Annotated in this window: 21 protein-coding genes; 11 read left to right on the top strand and 10 right to left on the bottom strand. The window is 67.4% G+C overall.

Features of this window, described 5'->3' with window-relative positions; translation table 11 throughout:
* The first annotated feature begins 94 nt into the window (after positions 1-94).
* Positions 95-571, top strand: coding sequence for a DUF1772 domain-containing protein (locus DT069_RS03700; protein WP_119458939.1), 477 nt, complete (start codon positions 95-97; stop codon positions 569-571).
* A 103-nt stretch (positions 572-674) separates the two neighbouring features.
* Here DT069_RS03700 and DT069_RS03695 read toward each other — a convergent pair whose 3' ends face one another.
* From DT069_RS03695 to DT069_RS03685, 3 genes are all read right to left on the bottom strand, one after another.
* Positions 675-1,304, bottom strand: a complete 630-nt coding sequence (locus tag DT069_RS03695; protein ID WP_119458938.1) for a DUF1326 domain-containing protein — start codon at positions 1,302-1,304, stop codon at positions 675-677.
* A gap of 125 nt (positions 1,305-1,429) precedes the next feature.
* Positions 1,430-2,245, bottom strand: a complete 816-nt coding sequence (locus DT069_RS03690; protein ID WP_119458937.1) for a cobalt-precorrin-6A reductase — start codon at positions 2,243-2,245, stop codon at positions 1,430-1,432.
* A gap of 85 nt (positions 2,246-2,330) precedes the next feature.
* The gene (locus tag DT069_RS03685; protein ID WP_119458936.1) at positions 2,331-3,419 is read right to left on the bottom strand and encodes a cobalt-precorrin-5B (C(1))-methyltransferase; all 1,089 of its coding nucleotides are present in this window, start codon (positions 3,417-3,419) and stop codon (positions 2,331-2,333) included.
* Positions 3,420-3,487: 68 nt separating this feature from the next.
* Here DT069_RS03685 and cobA point away from each other — a divergent pair, with 68 nt between their 5' ends.
* The 4 genes from cobA to DT069_RS03665 all read left to right on the top strand — a co-directional run bounded on the left by cobA (position 3,488) and on the right by DT069_RS03665 (position 6,742).
* On the top strand, positions 3,488-4,327 hold the full coding sequence (cobA, locus tag DT069_RS03680; RefSeq protein ID WP_119458935.1) for a uroporphyrinogen-III C-methyltransferase: 840 nt from the start codon (positions 3,488-3,490) through the stop codon (positions 4,325-4,327).
* 14 nt (positions 4,328-4,341) lie between these two features.
* A complete protein-coding gene (locus DT069_RS03675) occupies positions 4,342-5,697 on the top strand; it encodes a cobyrinic acid a,c-diamide synthase CobB (RefSeq protein ID WP_119458934.1) in 1,356 nt (451 codons plus the stop codon).
* 116 nt (positions 5,698-5,813) lie between these two features.
* Positions 5,814-6,029, top strand: a complete 216-nt coding sequence (locus tag DT069_RS03670; RefSeq protein WP_425449981.1) for a CbtB domain-containing protein — start codon at positions 5,814-5,816, stop codon at positions 6,027-6,029.
* A 14-nt stretch (positions 6,030-6,043) separates the two neighbouring features.
* Positions 6,044-6,742, top strand: coding sequence for a CbtA family protein (locus DT069_RS03665; RefSeq protein WP_119458932.1), 699 nt, complete (start codon positions 6,044-6,046; stop codon positions 6,740-6,742).
* Here the strand turns inward: DT069_RS03665 and DT069_RS03660 are convergent.
* The 3 genes from DT069_RS03660 to pabB are packed head-to-tail and all read right to left on the bottom strand — an operon-like array spanning position 6,712 to position 9,535.
* Positions 6,712-7,548, bottom strand: a complete 837-nt coding sequence (locus DT069_RS03660) for an aminotransferase class IV (protein WP_119458931.1) — start codon at positions 7,546-7,548, stop codon at positions 6,712-6,714. The two genes, DT069_RS03665 and DT069_RS03660, sit on opposite strands and share 31 nt — an antisense overlap.
* Complete coding sequence (locus DT069_RS03655) at positions 7,545-8,144, bottom strand: anthranilate synthase component II (RefSeq protein ID WP_119458930.1); 600 nt, start codon at positions 8,142-8,144, stop codon at positions 7,545-7,547. The genes DT069_RS03660 and DT069_RS03655 overlap by 4 nt, the downstream gene beginning before the upstream one ends.
* Positions 8,141-9,535 (bottom strand): aminodeoxychorismate synthase, component I, encoded by a 1,395-nt coding sequence (pabB, locus tag DT069_RS03650; protein WP_119459280.1) that lies wholly within the window; start codon positions 9,533-9,535, stop codon positions 8,141-8,143. Before pabB ends, DT069_RS03655 begins: the two co-directional genes overlap by 4 nt.
* 214 nt (positions 9,536-9,749) lie before the next feature.
* Between pabB and DT069_RS03645 the strand changes: the two genes are divergently transcribed.
* On the top strand, positions 9,750-10,337 hold the full coding sequence (locus DT069_RS03645; RefSeq protein ID WP_119458929.1) for a HupE/UreJ family protein: 588 nt from the start codon (positions 9,750-9,752) through the stop codon (positions 10,335-10,337).
* Between the two features lie 86 nt (positions 10,338-10,423).
* Here DT069_RS03645 and DT069_RS03640 read toward each other — a convergent pair whose 3' ends face one another.
* The 3 genes from DT069_RS03640 to DT069_RS03630 form a co-directional block, all read right to left on the bottom strand.
* A complete protein-coding gene (locus tag DT069_RS03640; protein WP_119458928.1) occupies positions 10,424-11,761 on the bottom strand; it encodes an NAD(P)/FAD-dependent oxidoreductase in 1,338 nt (445 codons plus the stop codon).
* A 104-nt stretch (positions 11,762-11,865) separates the two neighbouring features.
* Positions 11,866-12,639, bottom strand: a complete 774-nt coding sequence (locus DT069_RS03635; RefSeq protein ID WP_119458927.1) for an MBL fold metallo-hydrolase — start codon at positions 12,637-12,639, stop codon at positions 11,866-11,868.
* A 24-nt stretch (positions 12,640-12,663) separates the two neighbouring features.
* Positions 12,664-13,449 carry an enoyl-CoA hydratase-related protein gene (locus tag DT069_RS03630; RefSeq protein WP_119458926.1) on the bottom strand — a complete coding sequence of 262 codons (786 nt, stop codon included), beginning with the start codon at positions 13,447-13,449 and terminating at the stop codon, positions 12,664-12,666.
* A gap of 140 nt (positions 13,450-13,589) precedes the next feature.
* Between DT069_RS03630 and DT069_RS03625 the strand changes: the two genes are divergently transcribed.
* The 5 genes from DT069_RS03625 (at position 13,590) to DT069_RS03605 (ending at position 17,223) form a co-directional block, all read left to right on the top strand.
* Positions 13,590-14,003 (top strand): DUF423 domain-containing protein, encoded by a 414-nt coding sequence (locus DT069_RS03625; protein WP_425449980.1) that lies wholly within the window; start codon positions 13,590-13,592, stop codon positions 14,001-14,003.
* A 148-nt stretch (positions 14,004-14,151) separates the two neighbouring features.
* Positions 14,152-14,376, top strand: coding sequence for a hypothetical protein (locus DT069_RS24530; protein WP_162912965.1), 225 nt, complete (start codon positions 14,152-14,154; stop codon positions 14,374-14,376).
* Between the two features lie 39 nt (positions 14,377-14,415).
* On the top strand, positions 14,416-15,024 hold the full coding sequence (locus DT069_RS03615) for a YsnF/AvaK domain-containing protein (RefSeq protein WP_425449979.1): 609 nt from the start codon (positions 14,416-14,418) through the stop codon (positions 15,022-15,024).
* A 79-nt stretch (positions 15,025-15,103) separates the two neighbouring features.
* A complete protein-coding gene (locus tag DT069_RS03610) occupies positions 15,104-16,168 on the top strand; it encodes a YsnF/AvaK domain-containing protein (RefSeq protein WP_119458923.1) in 1,065 nt (354 codons plus the stop codon).
* Between the two features lie 152 nt (positions 16,169-16,320).
* Positions 16,321-17,223, top strand: a complete 903-nt coding sequence (locus tag DT069_RS03605) for an MBL fold metallo-hydrolase (protein WP_119458922.1) — start codon at positions 16,321-16,323, stop codon at positions 17,221-17,223.
* On the opposite strand, the gene DT069_RS03600 is transcribed toward DT069_RS03605, so the two are convergent.
* Positions 17,189-17,962 (bottom strand): PEP-CTERM sorting domain-containing protein, encoded by a 774-nt coding sequence (locus DT069_RS03600; RefSeq protein WP_162912964.1) that lies wholly within the window; start codon positions 17,960-17,962, stop codon positions 17,189-17,191. The two genes, DT069_RS03605 and DT069_RS03600, sit on opposite strands and share 35 nt — an antisense overlap.
* Positions 17,963-18,261: the final 299 nt, after the last annotated feature.

Raw genomic sequence — 18,261 nt, 5'->3', positions numbered from 1 at the left:
CGCGCGCAGGTCGCACCCTGGATGTCCCGAATCGACAGATGAGGCTGGCGCGAATATCGTGCGAGCGGCCGGACACGGCACGGAGGTCCGATCCATGCGGCTCAAGACGGCCTACTTCTTCGCAATCCTGTTCAATGCCCTGGCCCTTGTTCCGGCCGGTGCGCATCTCTTCGAGTTGCCGAACAAAATCGGCCTGCCGCAGGAACAGTATTTCATCGTGCAGGGCATTTACCGCGGCTGGGCCCTGTTCGGATTCATCGTGGTTGGGGCCCTGCTCGCCAATCTTGTCCTGGCCGCCATGTTCCGGCGTCGACGCACGCCGTTTCTGTGGGCCCTTGTCGCCCTGCTCGCGATCGCCGGGACCCAGATCATCTTCTGGACCTGGACCTTTCCGGCCAACCAGGCGACGATGAATTGGACGCAGGCGCCGGGCAACTGGCGCGAACTGCGCACCCAGTGGGAATATTCGCACGCGGCGAGCGCGGCCCTGAACCTGACCGCGCTCGCCGCCGCCATTCTTTCCGCCCTGACCGCGGAGCGCTGGACCACGGAGCGGCGGACTAGAGCCTGATCCGATCACATCGGTTCGATGTGATCGGTGAATCAGCCTCTAATTACTTGAGTTAGAGGACGATTCACCGATCAGGTTTGAGTCAACTTGATCGGATCGTGCTCTAACGTATGACACCATGTTGGTTCAAATGAAGCTCGCACCAGTGGGCATAGCTGTCTTCGAGCGTCACCGTCACGGGTTCCGACGAAGCCGACCAGCCGCGCCCGACTTCGTTCTGCGTGTATTCGAAGCCGTTCGGCAACAGGATGCCAACGCGATGCTCGGCGCCGGTCACCGGGTTGCGAATCGGCTCGCCCCGGCCGGCTGCGACGCCGACGGCCTCGCAGTCGGCGGTCCGGGCGCCCATGTCCGCATCGATTCGGATCTTCGTGTAGACCGGATCGTGGATCCTGTCGCACATGGCCGAGTAGACCGCGAAGAAGGTTGCGAACTCGTCGGTTTCCTTTCCCGTCAGGATGCTGAGCAGCGCGTGCCGTTGCGCCTCGTCGGCCCTCTCGTCGATGACGGGCTGCATCGTCCCGTGCCCTTCATGAACGGGGCCGGGCCATGAGACGGCGATCGCCATGTTCAGGCCATCGAGCGGCGTATCGCCGAAATGCCCTTCGTCGATTCGGAAGAATCCGATCGCCCGGCAATGGCCGTGCGTCGGCAAGGCATTGAACTGGCACGGGCACCCATAGCTGCAATTGCAGTTGCCGAACTCCATCCCGTGGATTTCCCAAGCAGTCATGGCTTTCCCTCCCTGTTGGCTTGCGCCGGTGAGCGCAATCTTTGGAAGATCACCGACCATGATGGCAGTCAGCGGTCGCGCGTCTATGAAGGTGTTCACAGGAGCGGTATCAGCGGTGGGCGGCATCAAGTGAGCTGCGCCTCGACCCAGGCCAGTGCCTCGTCGACAGTGCCGACTTCCGTTTCCGGCCGTTCGGCGGGTGGCAGGATCGGGCGGTGGAGCAGGATCACGGGCAGGCCGAGGGCGCGGGCCGCCGCGATCTTGCCGTAGGTTGCCTCGCCGCCGCTGTGCTTCGCCACGACGACGTCGATCCGCTGTTCGTCCAGCAGGCGCAGCTCCTTCGCCGCGGAGAAGGGGCCACGGCCGAGAACGACCTCGTAATCCGCGAGCGGCAGGCGGTTCGGCGGTGCGTCGATCAAGCGGACCAGGAACCAGACCTGCGGCAGGCCGGCGAAGGGCTGCAGCTCGCCCGCGCCGACGGTGAGGAAGGCGCGCGTGCCGAACTTCGGTACCGCCGCCGCGGCATCGACAAGGGTGCTCACCTCGTGCCAGATATCGTCGGGATGGCGCGGCCATAGCGGGCGTTCCAGCCGCAGCAGCGGCACCTCCGCCGACCAGCAGGCGATCGTCGCGTTGCGGGTGATCTGCTGCGCAAAGGGGTGGGTCGCGTCGATCACGAGGTCGATCGATTCGGTGCGGAGATAGCCGAGCAGGCCCGATACGCCGCCGAACCCGCCGACCCGCACGGCGCCCGCCGGTGCGGCCGGTGCAGCCGTACGGCCGGCGAGCGAGGTGATCGGCTCGATATTGTCATGCGCAGACAGCGCGTCGGCAAGCGCCGCGGCCTCGCCGGTGCCGCCGAGGATCAGCAGGCGGCGACGGCCGGCGGCGGGGCGTGAACGAACGCGACTCTGATGGTCTCGTTCCGATAGCAGCGGCATGGATCGATCGGGAGCGGCTGTTTGCGATGGTCCATGAACCACTCGGCGGGACCTCTGGTTCCCTTTCGACGGCGCGCGCGGCATCTCAGCCGAAGCCCGCGCGGCCGACCAGTGCGCCTTGCCGGTCGAAAATCACAACCTCGATCGCGACCTTGCCGTCGACCAGTTCCTGCGCCCGGTCCTGCGCCTGCCGCGCGACATGGTCGCCGAGCGGCAGGCCCGCCGCCACGGCCGTGCCGAGGATCTCGTTCGCGGTGTTGGCGCCGCGGGCGGACTCGACTTGGGCGGACGGCGCGCCCAGTGCCGCGAGCGCGGCGGCCAGCGCCTCGCGGTCGATCTGGCTGCGCCCGGAATGGAGATCCGTGAATCCGGCCGCCAGCTTCGAGATCTTGGCGAAGCCGCCGGCGAGTGTGAGCCGCGGCAGCGGGTGCGTGCGCAGATATTTCAGCGTGCCGCCGGCAAAATCGCCCATGTCGATGAAGGCGAATGGTGGCAGGTGGTAGAGCCGCTGCACCCCGGCCTCGGAGGTCGAGCCGGTGCAGGCGGCGGCATGGGTCAGCCCGTTCGCGCGGCAGACATCGATGCCGCGATGGATCGAGGCGATCCAGGCCGAGCAGGAATAGGGGTGGACGATGCCGGTGGTGCCCAGCACCGACAGGCCGCCCAAGATGCCGAGCCGGCCGTTCCAGGTATGCTTCGCCATCTCAAGGCCGTCCGGGATCGTGATCGTGATCTCGACGTCGCCGGACCCACTGTGGGCAGCGGCCAGCCGCTCCACCGCCTCGGTCATCATTCGCCGCGGCACCGGGTTGATGGCGGGCTCGCCGACCGGCAGCGGCAGGCCCGGCTTGGTCACCGTGCCGACGCCGTCGCCCGCCTTGAATCGGATGCCGCTGCCCGGCGCGGCGCGGCGCACCGTCGCCAGGATCAGCGCGCCATGCGTCACGTCCGGATCATCGCCCGCATCCTTGATCACGCCCGCCGTCGCGCCGTCCTCCGTCAGCGCCTCGCGGGCAAGCGGAAAGCTCGGCCGCTCGCCCTTCGGCAGGGTGATCTCGACCGGATCGGGAAAGGCACCCGTCAACAGCGCCGTATAGGCGGCCGTCGTCGCGGCGGTGGCGCAGGCGCCCGTCGTCCAGCCGCGACGCAACGGTCCTTCAGGTTTTCGGCCCATGCCGCTTATCGTACAGTCCGGCGTCTCAATTTGGCTAGTCGGACGGCGCGCCCGTTCTAGAATGCGGCATGGTTGATTTTCCGCTTTCGCTTCCGTCACTGGATCCCGGCTGGGTCTGGCTGACCGGCGCCGGTCCCGGCGATCCGGGTCTGCTGACGCTGCTGGCGCTGCGTGGCCTGAGCCAGGCGGACGTCGTCGTCTATGACGCGCTGGTCGGGTCCGAGATCCTCGATCTGGCACGGCCCGGCGCGGTTCTCGAATATGCCGGCAAGCGCGGCGGCAAGCCCTCGGCGAAGCAGCCGGATATCTCCCGTCGTCTGGTCCAGCTCTCCCGCGAGGGCAAGCGAGTGCTGCGGCTGAAGGGCGGCGATCCCTTCGTCTTCGGCCGCGGTGGCGAGGAAGCCCTGTCGCTGGTCGAGGCCGGCGTGCCGTTCCGCGTCGTGCCGGGCATCAGCGCCGGCATCGGCGGCCTCGCCTATGCCGGGATTCCCGTGACGCATCGCGACGTGAACTCGGCCGTGACCTTCATCACCGGCCATGACACCAACGGCACCGTTCCCGACTCGGTGGATTGGACTGCGCTCGCCCGCGGCTCGCCGGTGCTGGTCCTCTATATGGCGCTTAAGCATATCGAGGCGATCGCGGAACGGCTGATCGCCGCCGGCCGCCGCCGCGACGAGCCCGTGGCCGTGGTCTGCCGGGCGACGCTGCCCGAGCAGCGGGTCCTGGAGACCACGCTGGGCGCCTGTGCCGCCGATGTCGTCGCGAGTGGGCTCGAGCCGCCGGCGCTCGTCGTCGTCGGCGAGGTGGTGCGTCTGCGCACCGCGCTCGACTGGCTGGGCGCGCTCGACGGCCGCGTCCTCTTTCCCGACCCGCTCGGCTCTCGCAGCCGCGGCGAGACAGGGTGAGGGAGCACGCGCGCATGACTGCATTCACGCCCGGCCTGATCATCGCCGCGCCCGCCTCGGGCAGCGGCAAGACGACGGTGACGCTGGCGCTGCTCCGCGCGCTTTGCCGGGCTGGCGTCGCGGCGGGATCATTCAAGATCGGTCCCGACTATATTGACCCGGCGTTCCATGCCGCCGCGAGCGGTCGGGCCTGTCCGAACCTCGATTCCTGGGCGATGCGGCCAGAAACGATCGCGCGTCTGCTGGGCGCGCTGCAGCAGGGCGCCGATCTCGTCCTCGGCGAGGGGGTGATGGGGCTGTTCGATGGTGCTGTGGACGGCACCGGATCGACCGCCGACGTTGCCGCGCTGACCGGCTGGCCGGTGCTTCTTGTGATCGACGTGCGCGGCCAGGCCGCCTCGGCCGCCGCCCTACTGCGCGGCTTCGCCGGGCACCGCGCCGATGTCCGAATCGCCGGCGTCCTGTTCAATCGTGTCGGCGGTCCGGCGCATGCCGATATCCTCCGCCGCGCCGTCGCGCCGCTCGGCATCCCTGTGCTGGGCTGCCTGCCGCGCATCGCTGATCTCGCTGTGCCGGAGAGGCATCTCGGCCTTGTCCAGGCGAGCGAGCGCGCCGACCTTGCGGCGTTCCTTGACCGCGCCGCCGACTGGATCGTCCGCCATGTCGATCTGGGCGCGCTGCAAGCGCTCGCTGCACCGATGCGGCTTTCATTTAATGGCAGGACGCAGACAGGCGAAGGCGCTGCGGTCCCGCCCTTGGGACAGCGGATCGCGGTCGCCGACGATGCCGCCTTCACCTTCGCCTATGCGGCGCTGCTCGAAGACTGGCGCGCGGCCGGTGCCGAGCTGTCCCTCTTCTCTCCCTTGGCGGACGAGGCGCCGACGGCCGATGCCGATGCAGTTTATCTGCCCGGCGGCTATCCGGAGCTTCATGCCGGGCGGCTGGCCGGCAACGACGCTTTCCTGGCGGGCTTGCGGCAGGCTGCGGTGCGCGGCGCGACGGTCTTCGGCGAGTGCGGCGGCTATATGACGCTGGGCGCCGGCCTCGTCGATGCTGAAGGCCGGCGCCACGCCATGGCCGGACTGCTGCCGCTCGAGGCGTCCTTCGCCGACCGGCGGCTGCATCTCGGTTATCGCCAGGCGCGGCTTGCCGGCGCCTGCGCTCTCGGAGATCCGGGGCAGGCGTTCCGCGGCCATGAATTCCATTATGCCTCGATCGTCGACGAGGGGGACGGGAAGCCGCTGTTCGAGTGCCGCGACGCGACCGGCCGGGCGCTGGGGAGTAGCGGTCGGCGTTGCGGAACCGTCTTCGGCTCTTTCGTCCATCTGATCGACCGGGTATCGGAAGCACCTGCCGGAGAAGGCCGATGACCGGTCGTCCGACGGCGCGATCCGAGGTATCAGGACCGTCTTGCCCCGGCGGTTCAACTGGGGCATTTTCAGGCTGCTGGCCGTGCGTTCAGGCCTTGCGGCGGATATTGGCGACCATGACAGCAAGAGGAGACATCATGCTGCAATCGGACCTGTCCTCGACCACTCGTTCCACTCAGGCTGCGGTCGGCCGTACCGCCGCAGTGCTGCCGGCGTTTCTGGCCGCGTTCTTGGGAGTCATGCTCATCTGGGGCGTCGGTTTCGCCGGCCCGCAGGTGATCCACAATGCCGCCCATGACGGGCGGCATGCGCACGCCTTCCCCTGCCACTGATCGGCACTCGGCCGATGTTCCGGCAGATCGTTTTCGTCGCGGCGCTCGCCGGCCTGCTCGCCGGACTCTTCGTCACGGCCGCGCAGGCCGTGCGGGTCCTGCCGCTCGTCTTCGAGGCCGAAACCTATGAGACGGCCGCACCGGTCGAGCCAGATCATGTCCATGATCATGATGCTGGGGCAGCACATGAGCACAGCCATGCCGGCTGGGCACCGCAGGACGGGCTGGAGCGCACGCTCTACACCCTCCTCGTGAACGTGCTCACCGGAATCGGCTTCGGCCTGCTGCTGGCGGCGGCCTTCGCCCTGCGCGGCGGGGCCGACTGGCAAAGCGGGCTCTATTGGGGCGCGGCGGGCTTCGTCACCTTCACGCTGGCGCCGGCACTCGGGCTGCCGCCGGAGATTCCTGGTGCCGAGGCCGCACCGCTTATGGACCGGCAGGTCTGGTGGCTGGGCGCGGTGCTGGCGACCGGCGCCGGTCTCGCGCTGATGTTTCTGGTGCGGCGGCCGGTCTGGGTAACTGCGGGCGTCGGACTTCTGCTGCTGCCGCATCTGATCGGCGCGCCGCAGCCGGAGACGCATAGCGGCCTTGCACCGGCGAGCCTCGCCCGCGACTTCGTCGTCGCGGCGCTGGTGACGAGCTTCCTCTTCTGGCTCGTTCTAGGCTCGCTGACGGGATTTCTCTACAAGCGGTTTTCTGCGACAGCAGCCTGATACCGCGCGAGGAGCACCGTCGTAAGTGGGCCGATTTCTCCGTTACCGACCACACGATCCTCGATCTGACTGAGTGGCGCGATCTCGATCAAGCTGTTCGTGAGGAAGGCCTCCTCGGCACGATCAAGGTCAGTGGCCTCGAGCGGCTTCTCCTGCACTGGACGACCCAACCCCAAGACGACGCCGCGGGCAATTCCCGGCCGCACGCCCTCGCTCGGCGGCGGCGTGCAGAGTGCGCCGTCGATCACGAGGAACAGGTTCGCATGGCTGCCGCCGGCGACGCGGCCCTGCGTGTTGAGCAGCAGGGCTTCGTCGAAGCCGCGATCCACGACCTCGTGCAGCGCCAGGATATTGTCGAGATAGGCGAGCGACTTGATCTGCGCCGTCGGCGACTGGTCGTTGCGGCGGATCGAGGCGATGCCGGCGCTGCGCGGCCGCGGGGCCGGCGGGGCATAGCGTGCGGCGGTGATCATCAGCGTCGGCGTCGGCCTCTCGGGCGGCAGAAGCCCGCGCGGCCCGGGGCCGCGAGTGAGCGTGATCCGAATCGATGCATCGGATCGGTCGAGCCGGTTGGCATCGAGTACGGCCGCCACCGCGTCACTCAGGGTCGCGTCGGACAGCGGCACGGTAATTCCGAGGCGGGCCGCGTCGGCGCGCAGCTGGGCGAGGTGATCGGGCAGGCGGAACGGCCGGCCGGCATAGGCCCGCAACGTGGCGAGTAGCCCGTCGGCGAGCAGGAACCCGCGATCGGTCGGGTCGATGCGCGCCTCAGCCGGATCCACCAGCGCCCCGTTTAGGAAAATCATGCGGCGTCGCCTTGCTGCTGCTGCGCGGTACCGATCCGCAGGAAGTTCTCGAGCAGGGCATGGCCATGCTCGGTCAGCACCGCCTCGGGATGGAACTGGACGCCGAAGATCGGGGCGCGTCGGTGCCGAAGCGCCATGATCTCGCCCTCCTCGCTGAATGCGGTCGGCGCCAGGCAGTCCGGCAGGTCCTCGGCCGCGACGACCAGCGAATGATAGCGGGTGACGCGGAACGGACTCGGCAGCCCGGCGAACACGCCGCTACCGTCATGGCGCAGTGACGTCGTCTTGCCGTGCATCGGCCGCATCGCCCGGACGACCCGGCCGCCGAAGACATGGCCGATGCACTGATGGCCGAGACAGACGCCCAGCAGCGGCACGCTCGACCCGAACTGCGCGATCACCGCATTCGAGATGCCGGCCTCCTTCGGCGTGCAGGGACCGGGCGAGACGATGATATGCGACGGCGCGAGGCGCGCGATGTCGGCAAGCGTCACCGCATCGTTGCGCGCCACCGCGCAGGGCCGGCCCAGCTCGCGGATATAGCGCGCCAGGTTGTGCGCGAAGGAGTCGTAGTTGTCGATCAGCAGGACCGTCACGATGCCTCTCCTGCGCCAAGCGCCTCCTGCAGCGCTCGCGCCTTCGTCAGGCTCTCATCATACTCGGCGACCGGGTCGGAGTCGGCGACGATTCCGCCGCCGACTTGGAAGGTCACGACACGGTCCTTGATGCTGTAGGTGCGGATCGTGATGCTTGTGTCCATCGAACCGTCGAAGCCGATATACCCGATGCTGCCGCAATAGGGGCCACGGCGCGTCGGTTCCAGCTCGGCGATGATCTCCATCGCCCGGATCTTCGGCGCGCCGGTGATCGAGCCGCCCGGAAAGGTCGCCCGCAGCAGATCGACCGGTCCCATGCCGTCGCGCAGCTCGCCCGTTACCACGGACACGAGATGGTGAACGGTGGCGTAACTTTCGAGGGCGAACAATGCCGGCACCTGTACGCTGTGGTCGCGGCAGACGCGCGACAGGTCGTTGCGCAGCAGATCGACGATCATCAGGTTCTCGGCGCGGTCCTTGGCGCTTTCGGACAGTTCGGCGGCGAGCGCCCGATCCTCGTCCGGAGTCCGCCCGCGCGGTCGGGTGCCCTTGATCGGCCGGGTTTCGACCCGGCCGTCGCGAAGCTGCAGGAAGCGCTCCGGCGAGGCGGAGGCGATGACCACCTCGCCGAAGCCGAGATAGGCGGCGAAGGGCGCCGGATTGCGGCGGCGCAGCGCGCAATAGAGGGCGAAGGGATCGGCGTCCGGCGGCAGCTCGGTCCGGAACCGCTGCGTGAGATTGGCCTGGTAGATGTCGCCGGCATAGATGTAGTCGATTGTTCGGCGGATCATCGTCAGGTAATCCTCGCACGTCATCTCCGCCGCCCCCGGCCCCAGCGTCGCCCGTGGCGGCGCGTGAGGCGGCCCGGCGAGGATCGAGCGGCACCAATCGAGCCGCGTTTCGGCGCGCTGCGCCCGGCCGTCGGCGGTCGTCTCGGGATAGCCGCTGGAGAGAATCCAGGCGCGGCGGCGGTCATGATCCAGCGCGACCGTCACGTCATAGGCGCCGAGCAGAAGGTCGGGAAAGCCCTGGTCATCGTGCCCGTGCGGCGGCACCCGTTCGAGATGCTGCGCCAGGTCATAGCCGAAATAGCCGGCGACGCCGGTCTGGAAGGGCGGCAACTCCGGCCGCGGCTCGACCGGGTACTCGGCCAGAAGGCGCTGAAGGGCGGCGAACGGGTCGCCGTTCGCGGTCGCCGCGCCATCGGTGATTCGGCCGTCCCGGCTGCGCAAGGTCCGGAACGGGTCCGCCGCGATGAAGGAGTAACGGCCGGTCGGCCCGTCGGGAAGCGCGCTGTCCAGGAAGACCGTGCCCGGCAGGCGGGCGAATCGCGCGAACAGGTCAAGCGGATCGCGATAGGGGATCTCGTGCACGAGGAGAGTGGCGGCCATCGGCTCCATGAGGCGACTTGATTGTCAGGAGCCGATACAGAGCCACCGACCGGCGCGTCGATCAATGCTTTATTGTCCGCTGCCGGGACGGCCGTCCGGTTGTCGCAAACGGACAAGAAGCGGGGCAAAATCGGTTGCCGAGGGGATCGCGTTTTCTGCTATAGACCCCGATAGACAGTTTCACCCACAGACAGTCTCAATTGGGGAGCAAAACATGATTCGACGCATCCTGACGGCTGGCGCGGCCGGCGCCGGGGTTCTGGCCGCAGCTTCGCCGGCGCTGGCTCACACCTATGGCATCCATGGGGGCGGGTTCGGCGCAGGCTTCTTCCATCCGCTGGGCGGCCTCGATCATGTTCTCGCCATGGTCGCGGTCGGCATCTGGGCGGCGCAGATCGGCGGGCGGGCGATGTGGCTCGTGCCGGCGGCCTTCGTCGCGGCGATGATCGGCGGCGGGCTGGTCGGCATGGTCGGTATTCCGCTGCCGATGATCGAGCTCGGCATCGTCGCGTCCGTCGTGCTGCTGGGCGGCTTGATCGCCCTCCAGTCCCGATTGCCGCTCTCCCTGAGCATGGCGCTGGTGGCGCTGTTCGCGCTGTTCCACGGCCATGCGCATGGGCTGGAAGCACCGACGGCTGCGGCACCGATGCTCTATGCCTCGGGCTTCGCTCTCGCGACGGCGCTGCTGCACCGCGCTGGAATCGGGCTCGCCGTCGTCGTGAGCCGCCTCTCGGCCCCGCTGCTGCGGCTGGCCGGCGGCGCGATCGCGGCGGGCGGTTTGGCTCTCGCTGCTGGGATCTGACGGGCGGCCTCAACGGCGTTGCCACGCATCCTTCGACAGGGTCAGCATGAGGACCTCACCCTGAGCCTGTCGAAGGGCGAGGTCCGCTACAGCAGCCTGTCCTGCAGCGCGTAATAGCTGTAGGCGGCGCGTTGATAAAGGCGGCGGAAGCGGGGGAACGGGAAGGGCGGCAAGGGCTGGCTGAGAAGTGGGCCGGCATCGACCGCGCCGCCTCCCAGCCGGGTCGCGAGCAGTCGGCCGCACAGCGTCGACAGCGCGACGCCTGTCCCGAGATAGGCCAAGGCGTAATGCACCGTCGGATCGTCGGTGGTGCCGAGATGCGGGTTCTTGTCGTAGGAGGCACAGACCCAGCCGCGCCAGAAGAAATCGGTGTCGACACCGGACAGCGGCGGAAACATGTCGGCGAACCGGCGCTGTAACCAGGCCTTCTGCTTGCGGTTGGCGGTCGGCGTGTCGTGGATGCCGCCGCGCGCGCCGAACAGCACACGGTTGTCCGGCAACAACCGATAGTAGAACAGCAGGCGACGGCTGTCCCAGATCTTCAGATAGGTCTGCCAGTTGACCGATTCGCGCTCCGCCGCGGTCAATGGCCGGGTGACGATGATGTTCGACAGCACCGGCAGCAGCCGACCGTTGGTTCGCGGGTGCAGGCTGTCGTTGGTGTAGCCGTTGGTGGCGATCACCACTTGGCGGGCGCGGACGGTGCCGCGCGGCGTGACCAGCAGGTGCCGCTCGCCGTCGCGGCGCCACTCGGTGACGGGTGACGAGCCGTGCAGCACTGCGCCTCGGCGCTGCGCGGCCTCGGCAAGGCCGCGGACATAGCGCATCGCGTGCAGGGCGAAGCCTTCGCTGTACAGTAACGCGCCGTGCGCCTCGCGACTGACCAGATAATCGCGCTCCAACGCGGCACGGTCGAGCAGCCGCGTCTCGACGCCGAACAGATCGTGGAGCATTTGCGATCGCGTCGCGAAGCCCGGCATGCGATTCGCCTTGTGGGCGAGCTCGAGCCCGCCCTCCGGTGTCATCTCGACATCGAATCCTTCATCGGTCACCAGTCCCCGGACCGTTCGGACCGCCTCTCGGCCCATTTCGAATACGGTGCGCGCTTGGTCGATGCCCCAACGCCGCACCCAGGTTTCGAAATCCTCCTTGCCGATCCCGATCGAGCAGAAGCCGCCATTGCGCCCGCTGCAGCCCCAGCCGATCCGGTTCGCCTCCAGGACGTGGGCCGCGACGCCATGATCGCGGGCGAGGTGGTAGGCGGTGGAAAGCCCCGTATAGCCGCCGCCGATGATCGCGATATCGACGTCCAGATCCTCGGTCACAGGGACAACGCCGGATACCTCGTCGCCCGCCGTGACGGCCCAATAGGACCCGACATGCGGCGCTCCCGCACGGCTGAGATCGATCGGGTTGAGGGGCATGCGGCGACACTCCAGAGTGGTAAAACCGTCGAGAAAGTAGCCCGATAAGGCAACAGGACGCCAGATTGAAAGCGGGATGTAGGGATGCGAGATCGGTCGGCCGCTTATCCGGCGCGGCGGTCGAGATAGGCGTCGACCAGCTCGATCAGGCGGTCACGGCCGAAGCTCGGATCGTGGCCGGCATGGACGGTGCGGACCGGCAGCGTTCGCAAGCGGCGCATCGTCTTGACGTAATCCTCGATATTCGAATGGGGGAGTTCGTCCAGCAAGGGACCGTCATAGATTGCATCGCCGGAGAACAGGGTGCCCGTTGCAGCTTCCCAAAGGCCGATGCTGCCGGGCGAATGCCCCGGCAGATGCAGCACCTCGAAGCGGCGGTCGCCCGTGTCGACGATGCTGCCCTCTTCGACGATCCGGGTCGCCTTGGCCGGGCGCACGCCATACTCCGAGAGGTCGTACCCGGCGTGGGGCAGGGCGGTGATCAGCGCCTCACCGATCTCATATCCGGCAATCCGCAGCTTGCGGATCTTGTCGGGGCCGATCTCCTGGGCGACCAGCGTCCCGCGCTCGGTCGGCCGCTGCAGATTGTCCGCCTCCGCCGCATGGACGAGGCAGTCGTCGAACTCGTGATGGCCGCCGACATGATCGGCGTGCGTATGGGTGGCGACCGCAATCATCGGCTTGTCGAGGAGATCGCGCGCTGCCTCGCGCAGGCTGCAGATGCCCATGCCGGTATCGATCATCAGGTCGCGCTCCCGGCCCCGCACATGCCAGATGTTGCAGCGCATGAGTGGAATCACATGCGGCTCCCACAGCAGCGTGATGTCGTCGCCCATATGGCGGATCTCGAACCAATGATCGGCGATCTCGACGGGCATGCGGCTTTTCTTTCGCTCTTCGGCTTACCGGCCGGTGAAGCGGGCCGGCCGTTTCTCGAGAAATGCCGCCAACCCCTCCCGGAAGTCTGCGGTATCCGCCGCCTTGGCCTGGAGATCGGCCTCGACGTCGAGCTGCTGCTCAAGACTGCGGTCGGCGGCGCCGTTGATCGCCCGCTTGGTCAACCCCAGGGCGCGGGTCGCCTGCGTCGCCAGACGCGCGGCCAGCGCGTCCGCCTCGCCCGACAGCGCCTCGTCGGGGACGCAGCGCCAAATCAGCCCCCAAGCCTCCGCCGTCTCGGCCGGCAGCGGTTCGCCCAGGAGCGCGAGGCCGAGCGCCCGCGCCGGGCCGACCAGGCGCGGCAGCATCGCGCTGCCGCCCGCATCGGGAATCAGGCCGATCCGGCCGAAGGCCTGGACGAAGCTGGCCGAACGCGCGGCCAGAACCAGATCGCAGGCAAGCGCGAGGCTGCTGCCGGCGCCGGCAGCGACGCCGTTCACGACGGCGATCACCGGAATCTCGAGATTGCGGAGATCGCCGATCATCGGATTGTAGAACTTGCTCACGAGTGCGCCGACCGCTTCCGGGCTTTCGAGCGCACCGGGATCCTGCAGGTCCTGGCCGGCGCAGAAGGCGCGGCCGCTGCCGGTGATCAGCAAGGCCCGGATCGACGCGTCTGTTCTGATCCGATCGAAGGCCTCCCGAATCTCGACCAGCATCACGCGGTCGAGGCTGTTCAGCCTGTCGGGCCGGTTGAGCGTCAGGCGGGCAATGCCATCGGCGGAGTCGAACAGAATGGTCTGGAAAGCCATGGGCAGCGGGTCCGGTTGAGGCGACATTGTCGGCGGCTTCCAGCAATGACATATAGGAACCGGACGCCGGGCGAAACCGTCAACTGCCGCGGCCGTTCGATCCGCAGTTGGGCTGTTCGATGGTCTGGAGGGCAGGGGTGATGGCGCTTTGGCTGGTTGCGGCGGCAATCCACGGCCTTGTCGGGGTGGCGATGGGCGCCTACGCGGCGCATGGGATGGCCGGCACCATCGAGCCGCAGCGGCAGGCCTGGATGGAGACCGCCGTCTCCTATCAGATGTGGCATGCGCTGGCGTTGCTCGCCGTGGCGGCGCTGGCGGCAAATCACGGAATGCGGGAGCGTTCCCCGGGAGGTGCCGCGCTGGCCCTCGCCGGGGTCGGTTTCTTCCTCGGTGCGCTGCTGTTCTCGGGCAGCCTCTATCTTCTGGCGCTGGCCGGCTCGCGTGGCCTCGTCTGGGTCACGCCGTTCGGCGGCGTCGCCTTCCTGGTCGGTTGGGTTGCGCTCGGCTGGTATGGAATCGCTCAGTGGCGGAACGGGGCGAATCCCGTGCGTTGACCCCGCAATCGCCGTCGCGCGGCTTGAGGGGCTGACCGGTTTTTCAAGATTCACCGGAACCATCGGTCCTGAGCGCTGTTCTGGTCGCACTGTAAACGCGGCTGGCGAGAGCAACCAAGCTGGTTGTTCGTCGCAAGGAACTGATGGGATGAGCAAATCTACAGATCACGACACCAGTGGCAGCGGTGCCCGGACGGGCAGGGTCGGTGTATACGGTACCGCTGACAACGGCCGGACGACTGACCCGTCATCCGAGACTATCGGCGTCTATGATCGTCCGGCCGGTGCCGACCGATCACGCAGGATGCCGACCGTCATTGCGATCGTCGCTGCCATCATCGTCGCCATTCTGCTCTTGATGTGGGTTCTGTAGGCCGCCTCGGTCCACAGTGCTCGACGGGTCATGACTGGCATGAAGCCCCTTGAAGGCAGGACCGTCACCGATTCCGATGGCTTGGAGGGCAGGATAGTCGCCCTCGAGCCGGGGAATGATGAAACCGGTACCCGGGTGATGATCGAGCTGGCCGGCGGCCGCCACGTTCTGGTGCCGCGGGACATGCTCAATCCCGAGGACGACAACAGCATCCGTCTGCCACTCAGCTTCTCCACGATCACCAGTGATGCCGGTACCGAAGAGCATCGCATTCCGGTCGTCGAGGAACGACTGGCGGTGCGGAAGCGGAAGGTCGTTACCGGAAAAGTTCGCGTGACGAAACGGGTCCGGGAGCGCGAGATGGTCGTCGACGAGCCTCTCCTGCGCGAACGGGTCGAGGTGACGCGCGTCCCGGTCGGCCAATGGGTCGACGCGCCGGTCCCGCCTTGGCGAGAGGGCGACACGATGATCATTCCGCTGCTCGAGGAGGTCATCGTAGTGGAGAAGCGATTGCGGGTCGTCGAGGAGGTTCGGATCACGACCCACCGGAGCGAATTTCACGACCCGAAGACGGTGACCCTCCGCAGCGAGGAGGCGGTCGTCGAGCCGCTCAGTTCTGCCAATTCCGAACCAAGTTCGTCGTCCTGACCCGAGAGGATTCCATCCCATCGCGGACTGCTCGCGGCACAGCCGCTTCATACCGAAACCCAATACAAGGAGATTCGTGATGACCAAAACCGTAGTCGCTCTCTATGACGACTTTCCGTCGGCGCAGCGCACGGTGCAGGATCTCGCCGACGCCGACTTCCGGCGTGACGATATCAGCCTGATGGCCAACAACGCTGATGGCATCTATTCCGATGAAGCCGGAACTGCCGCTGTCGGGACTCCCACCGCCGCGGCCCCCACCGCTGCGACCGACGACACCAGCGGCACGGCCACGGGCGCCGGTATCGGCGCTGCCGTCGGCGGCATCGGCGGACTCCTGGTCGGGCTGGGTGCGCTTGCCATCCCGGGCATCGGTCCCGTCGTGGCCGCCGGTCCGCTCGCCGCCACGCTGGTCGGCGCCGGCACGGGTGCGCTTGCCGGCGGCCTGATCGGCGCGCTGACCGATGCCGGCGTGCCCGAGGAGGAAGCCGGCTATTACGCGGAAGGCGTGCGCCGCGGTGGCACGTTGGTCGCGGTGCGCGCTGACGAGGCCGATGTCGACCGTGCCGCGGCCTTGATGGAGCGGCACGACCCGGTCGATATCGAAACACGGGCCAGCCAGTGGCGCGAGAGCGGCTGGACCGGTTTCGATGCGGAAGCGGCGCCCTATACCGCCGCCGAGATGACGCAGGATCGTGCAGCGACGACAGGTGCCGCGACTGCAGAGCGTACCGGGGACCGCGAGGCCCACATCCCCATTGTCGAGGAGAATGTTCAAGTCGGCAAACGCGAGGTCGAGCGCGGTGGCGTTCGCGTTCGCAGCTATGTCACTGAGCGGCCGGTCGACGAGGCCATCCAGTTGCGCGACGAGACCGTTCACGTGGAACGCCGCCCGGTGGATCGGCCGGCGGATCCGGCCGAGGCCGGCGAGGCCTTCAAGGAACGCTGGGTCGAGGTGAAGGAAACCGACGAAGAGGCGGTCATCTCGAAGGAAGCGCGGGTGGTCGAGGAAGTCGTCGTCGGCAAGGACGCCGAGACCCGCGAGGAGCATATCCGCGATAAGGTCCGGCGGACGGATGTCGAGGTGGAGAACATTGAAGACACGAATGCTCCCCGGGCTCCGGAGACGCCGCGGCGGCCTTGACCGGTCGCCGATCGGTTCGGATTCACTCTGCGACGGCCCGCCGGACTTGCCCGGCGGGCCTTCTCCTGACTTGCCAACCGGAAGCGCTTCGGGATGGCGGTTTCCTATCGTATGATCTTTCCGTTCCACTGAGCTAGGCGGGAGGAAAGTCGATGGCGGTGTCTTCAGCGACCGATGGCCGCGAACATCGCGAGGTAACGACACCCGAGGTGACTGGCTTCTTTCACAAGCCGACCTTTTCGGTGACCTATCTGGTAACCGACCCGATCTCGCGGGCGACGGCCCTGATCGACACGGTGCTGGATTACGACCATAAGGCGGGGCGCACGGGAACGGAATCGGCCGATGCGCTGGCGGCGGCGGCGTTGACGCATGACCTCAAGGTCGAGTGGATTCTCGAAACGCATCTCCATGCCGATCACCTGACCGCGGCGCCCTATCTGCAGAAGAAGCTTGGCGGTCGCACCGGCATCGGCGCGGGCGTCGTCGGGATCCAGGAGACCTTCGCCCGGCTGTTCAATGTGACGGACGGCTTCACGCCGGACGGTTCGCAATTCGATCATCTGTTCGTCGATGGCGAGCGGTTCCGCATCGGCGCGCTGGAAGGGACCGTGCTCCATACGCCGGGACACACACCCGGCTGCGTCAGCTATCATATCGGCGATGCAGTCTTTGTTGGCGATGCGCTGTTCATGCCGGATTACGGGACCGCGCGCTGCGACTTTCCCGGCGGCGACGCCCGGACGCTCTATCGCTCGATCCAGCGCCTTCTTCGCCTGCCCGACCACACCCGCGTCTTTACCGGCCACGACTATGGACCCGACGGCCGATCCTTCGCTTGGGAGAGCAGCGTGGCGGCCCAGAGGACCCAAAACAAGCATATCGTCGGCGTCGGCGAGGTCGAGTTTGTGAAGCGCCGTGAAGCGCGGGACGTGGAACTGGAAGCGCCGAACCTGATTCTGCCGGCCCTTCAGGTCAACATGCGCGGCGGCCACCTGCCACCGCCCGAGGCCAATGGCGTCACCTATCTGAAGATTCCAGTGAACCGCCTGTGACTGTCTTCGGATAGCATCCAGCCCGCAGGATCATCACGACCGCAAGGCCGACGGCCAGCAACAGAAGCGAGCCCGGCTCCGGAGTAACAACGGCCACGCGCGCGCTCGTGGGGAGCCGAATGGCGTCGCCCGGCTCGAGCCGGAAGGCCAGATGACCGAACAGGCGGGTGACCGGATTGGCAAGCGCCCTCGTGACGTCGGCCGGCGCAAACCCGACCGGCGATGCCGCGTTCCGGGCCGGTGGGGGATCAACGATGCCGATCTGGACGGCATTCGCGAAACCGAGGAACTCGACATCGGCATTCAGGATCCTCTGACCTCCTTCAGCCCGGAACACGCGATATTGGCCATCGAGATGGACCGTGCCGGTCGATGGCGGCGGGATCGGCGCGAAGATGCCGGTCTCGAACACGATGATGTCGCTGACCCGCCCAGTGCCGGTCGCTCGCACGTCGAACTCCGTCAGTGTCAGCACCGCTGATTTGCCGGGATCGATGTTCTCGGTGACCGTGCCGCTCGTAATGAATCGTACATTGCGGTCGCCCGGGTCGATGATCTCCTGCTCGAAGCGAATCGTGCCGGCCGTCGCCGGCGCAAGATCGTCGGCGGCGTTGTCGGCGATCCGAACGCCGCCGGCACCGGGGAAGCCAACTTGTACGAGGACCGCATGGCCCGAGGCGGGGGCCAGCCAGAGAGCGAGCACGATGAAGCCGACCGGCCGGCGAAACAACGATCTCACCGCCGATCTCAGAAGGTGTGGAACGTTCATGAGCGCCTCCACAGCTTGTAGGACTGCGTGACAGGCCCTTGAGCGAAGAGAGCCGCCGCGTCGCAAACATGATGCTTAAGGAGCGCCGCTGCCGGTGGTCGGGGTCTCGTGTCCGTTGGGCGCGCCGGACCGGCCATCACCAAATCCCGGGAGTCGTGATGCTCACCGCTCGGAGGAAATGACCACCGCCTCACGATCAGCCTGAACCGATCGCTTTCATTCTGCAAGAGCGCTGTGTCATCCTGTACGGAACAGCCCGTCCCTAGCGG

Origin of the sequence: Virgifigura deserti, from assembly GCA_003576685.1 — a bacterium.
Taxonomy (GTDB): Bacteria; Pseudomonadota; Alphaproteobacteria; order Dongiales; family Dongiaceae; genus Virgifigura; species Virgifigura deserti.
Note: the sequence above shows the minus strand (reverse complement) of the source record. Positions and strands in the feature narration are given on the sequence as shown.

Bases quoted from the DNA above. Each gene is read 5' to 3' on its own strand.
- DT069_RS03700 (WP_119458939.1), top strand. From the start codon at position 95: ATGCGGCTCAAGACGGCCTACTTCTTCGCAATCCTGTTCAATGCCCTG.
- DT069_RS03695 (WP_119458938.1), bottom strand. From the start codon at position 1,304: ATGACTGCTTGGGAAATCCACGGGATGGAGTTCGGCAACTGCAATTGC.
- DT069_RS03690 (WP_119458937.1), bottom strand. From the start codon at position 2,245: ATGCCGCTGCTATCGGAACGAGACCATCAGAGTCGCGTTCGTTCACGC.
- DT069_RS03685 (WP_119458936.1), bottom strand. From the start codon at position 3,419: ATGGGCCGAAAACCTGAAGGACCGTTGCGTCGCGGCTGGACGACGGGC.
- cobA (WP_119458935.1), top strand. From the start codon at position 3,488: ATGGTTGATTTTCCGCTTTCGCTTCCGTCACTGGATCCCGGCTGGGTC.
- DT069_RS03675 (WP_119458934.1), top strand. From the start codon at position 4,342: ATGACTGCATTCACGCCCGGCCTGATCATCGCCGCGCCCGCCTCGGGC.
- DT069_RS03670 (WP_425449981.1), top strand. From the start codon at position 5,814: ATGACAGCAAGAGGAGACATCATGCTGCAATCGGACCTGTCCTCGACC.
- DT069_RS03665 (WP_119458932.1), top strand. From the start codon at position 6,044: ATGTTCCGGCAGATCGTTTTCGTCGCGGCGCTCGCCGGCCTGCTCGCC.
- DT069_RS03660 (WP_119458931.1), bottom strand. From the start codon at position 7,548: ATGATTTTCCTAAACGGGGCGCTGGTGGATCCGGCTGAGGCGCGCATC.
- pabB (WP_119459280.1), bottom strand. From the start codon at position 9,535: ATGGCCGCCACTCTCCTCGTGCACGAGATCCCCTATCGCGATCCGCTT.
- DT069_RS03645 (WP_119458929.1), top strand. From the start codon at position 9,750: ATGATTCGACGCATCCTGACGGCTGGCGCGGCCGGCGCCGGGGTTCTG.
- DT069_RS03640 (WP_119458928.1), bottom strand. From the start codon at position 11,761: ATGCCCCTCAACCCGATCGATCTCAGCCGTGCGGGAGCGCCGCATGTC.
- DT069_RS03635 (WP_119458927.1), bottom strand. From the start codon at position 12,639: ATGCCCGTCGAGATCGCCGATCATTGGTTCGAGATCCGCCATATGGGC.
- DT069_RS03630 (WP_119458926.1), bottom strand. From the start codon at position 13,449: ATGGCTTTCCAGACCATTCTGTTCGACTCCGCCGATGGCATTGCCCGC.
- DT069_RS03625 (WP_425449980.1), top strand. From the start codon at position 13,590: ATGGCGCTTTGGCTGGTTGCGGCGGCAATCCACGGCCTTGTCGGGGTG.
- DT069_RS24530 (WP_162912965.1), top strand. From the start codon at position 14,152: ATGAGCAAATCTACAGATCACGACACCAGTGGCAGCGGTGCCCGGACG.
- DT069_RS03615 (WP_425449979.1), top strand. From the start codon at position 14,416: ATGAAGCCCCTTGAAGGCAGGACCGTCACCGATTCCGATGGCTTGGAG.
- DT069_RS03610 (WP_119458923.1), top strand. From the start codon at position 15,104: ATGACCAAAACCGTAGTCGCTCTCTATGACGACTTTCCGTCGGCGCAG.
- DT069_RS03605 (WP_119458922.1), top strand. From the start codon at position 16,321: ATGGCGGTGTCTTCAGCGACCGATGGCCGCGAACATCGCGAGGTAACG.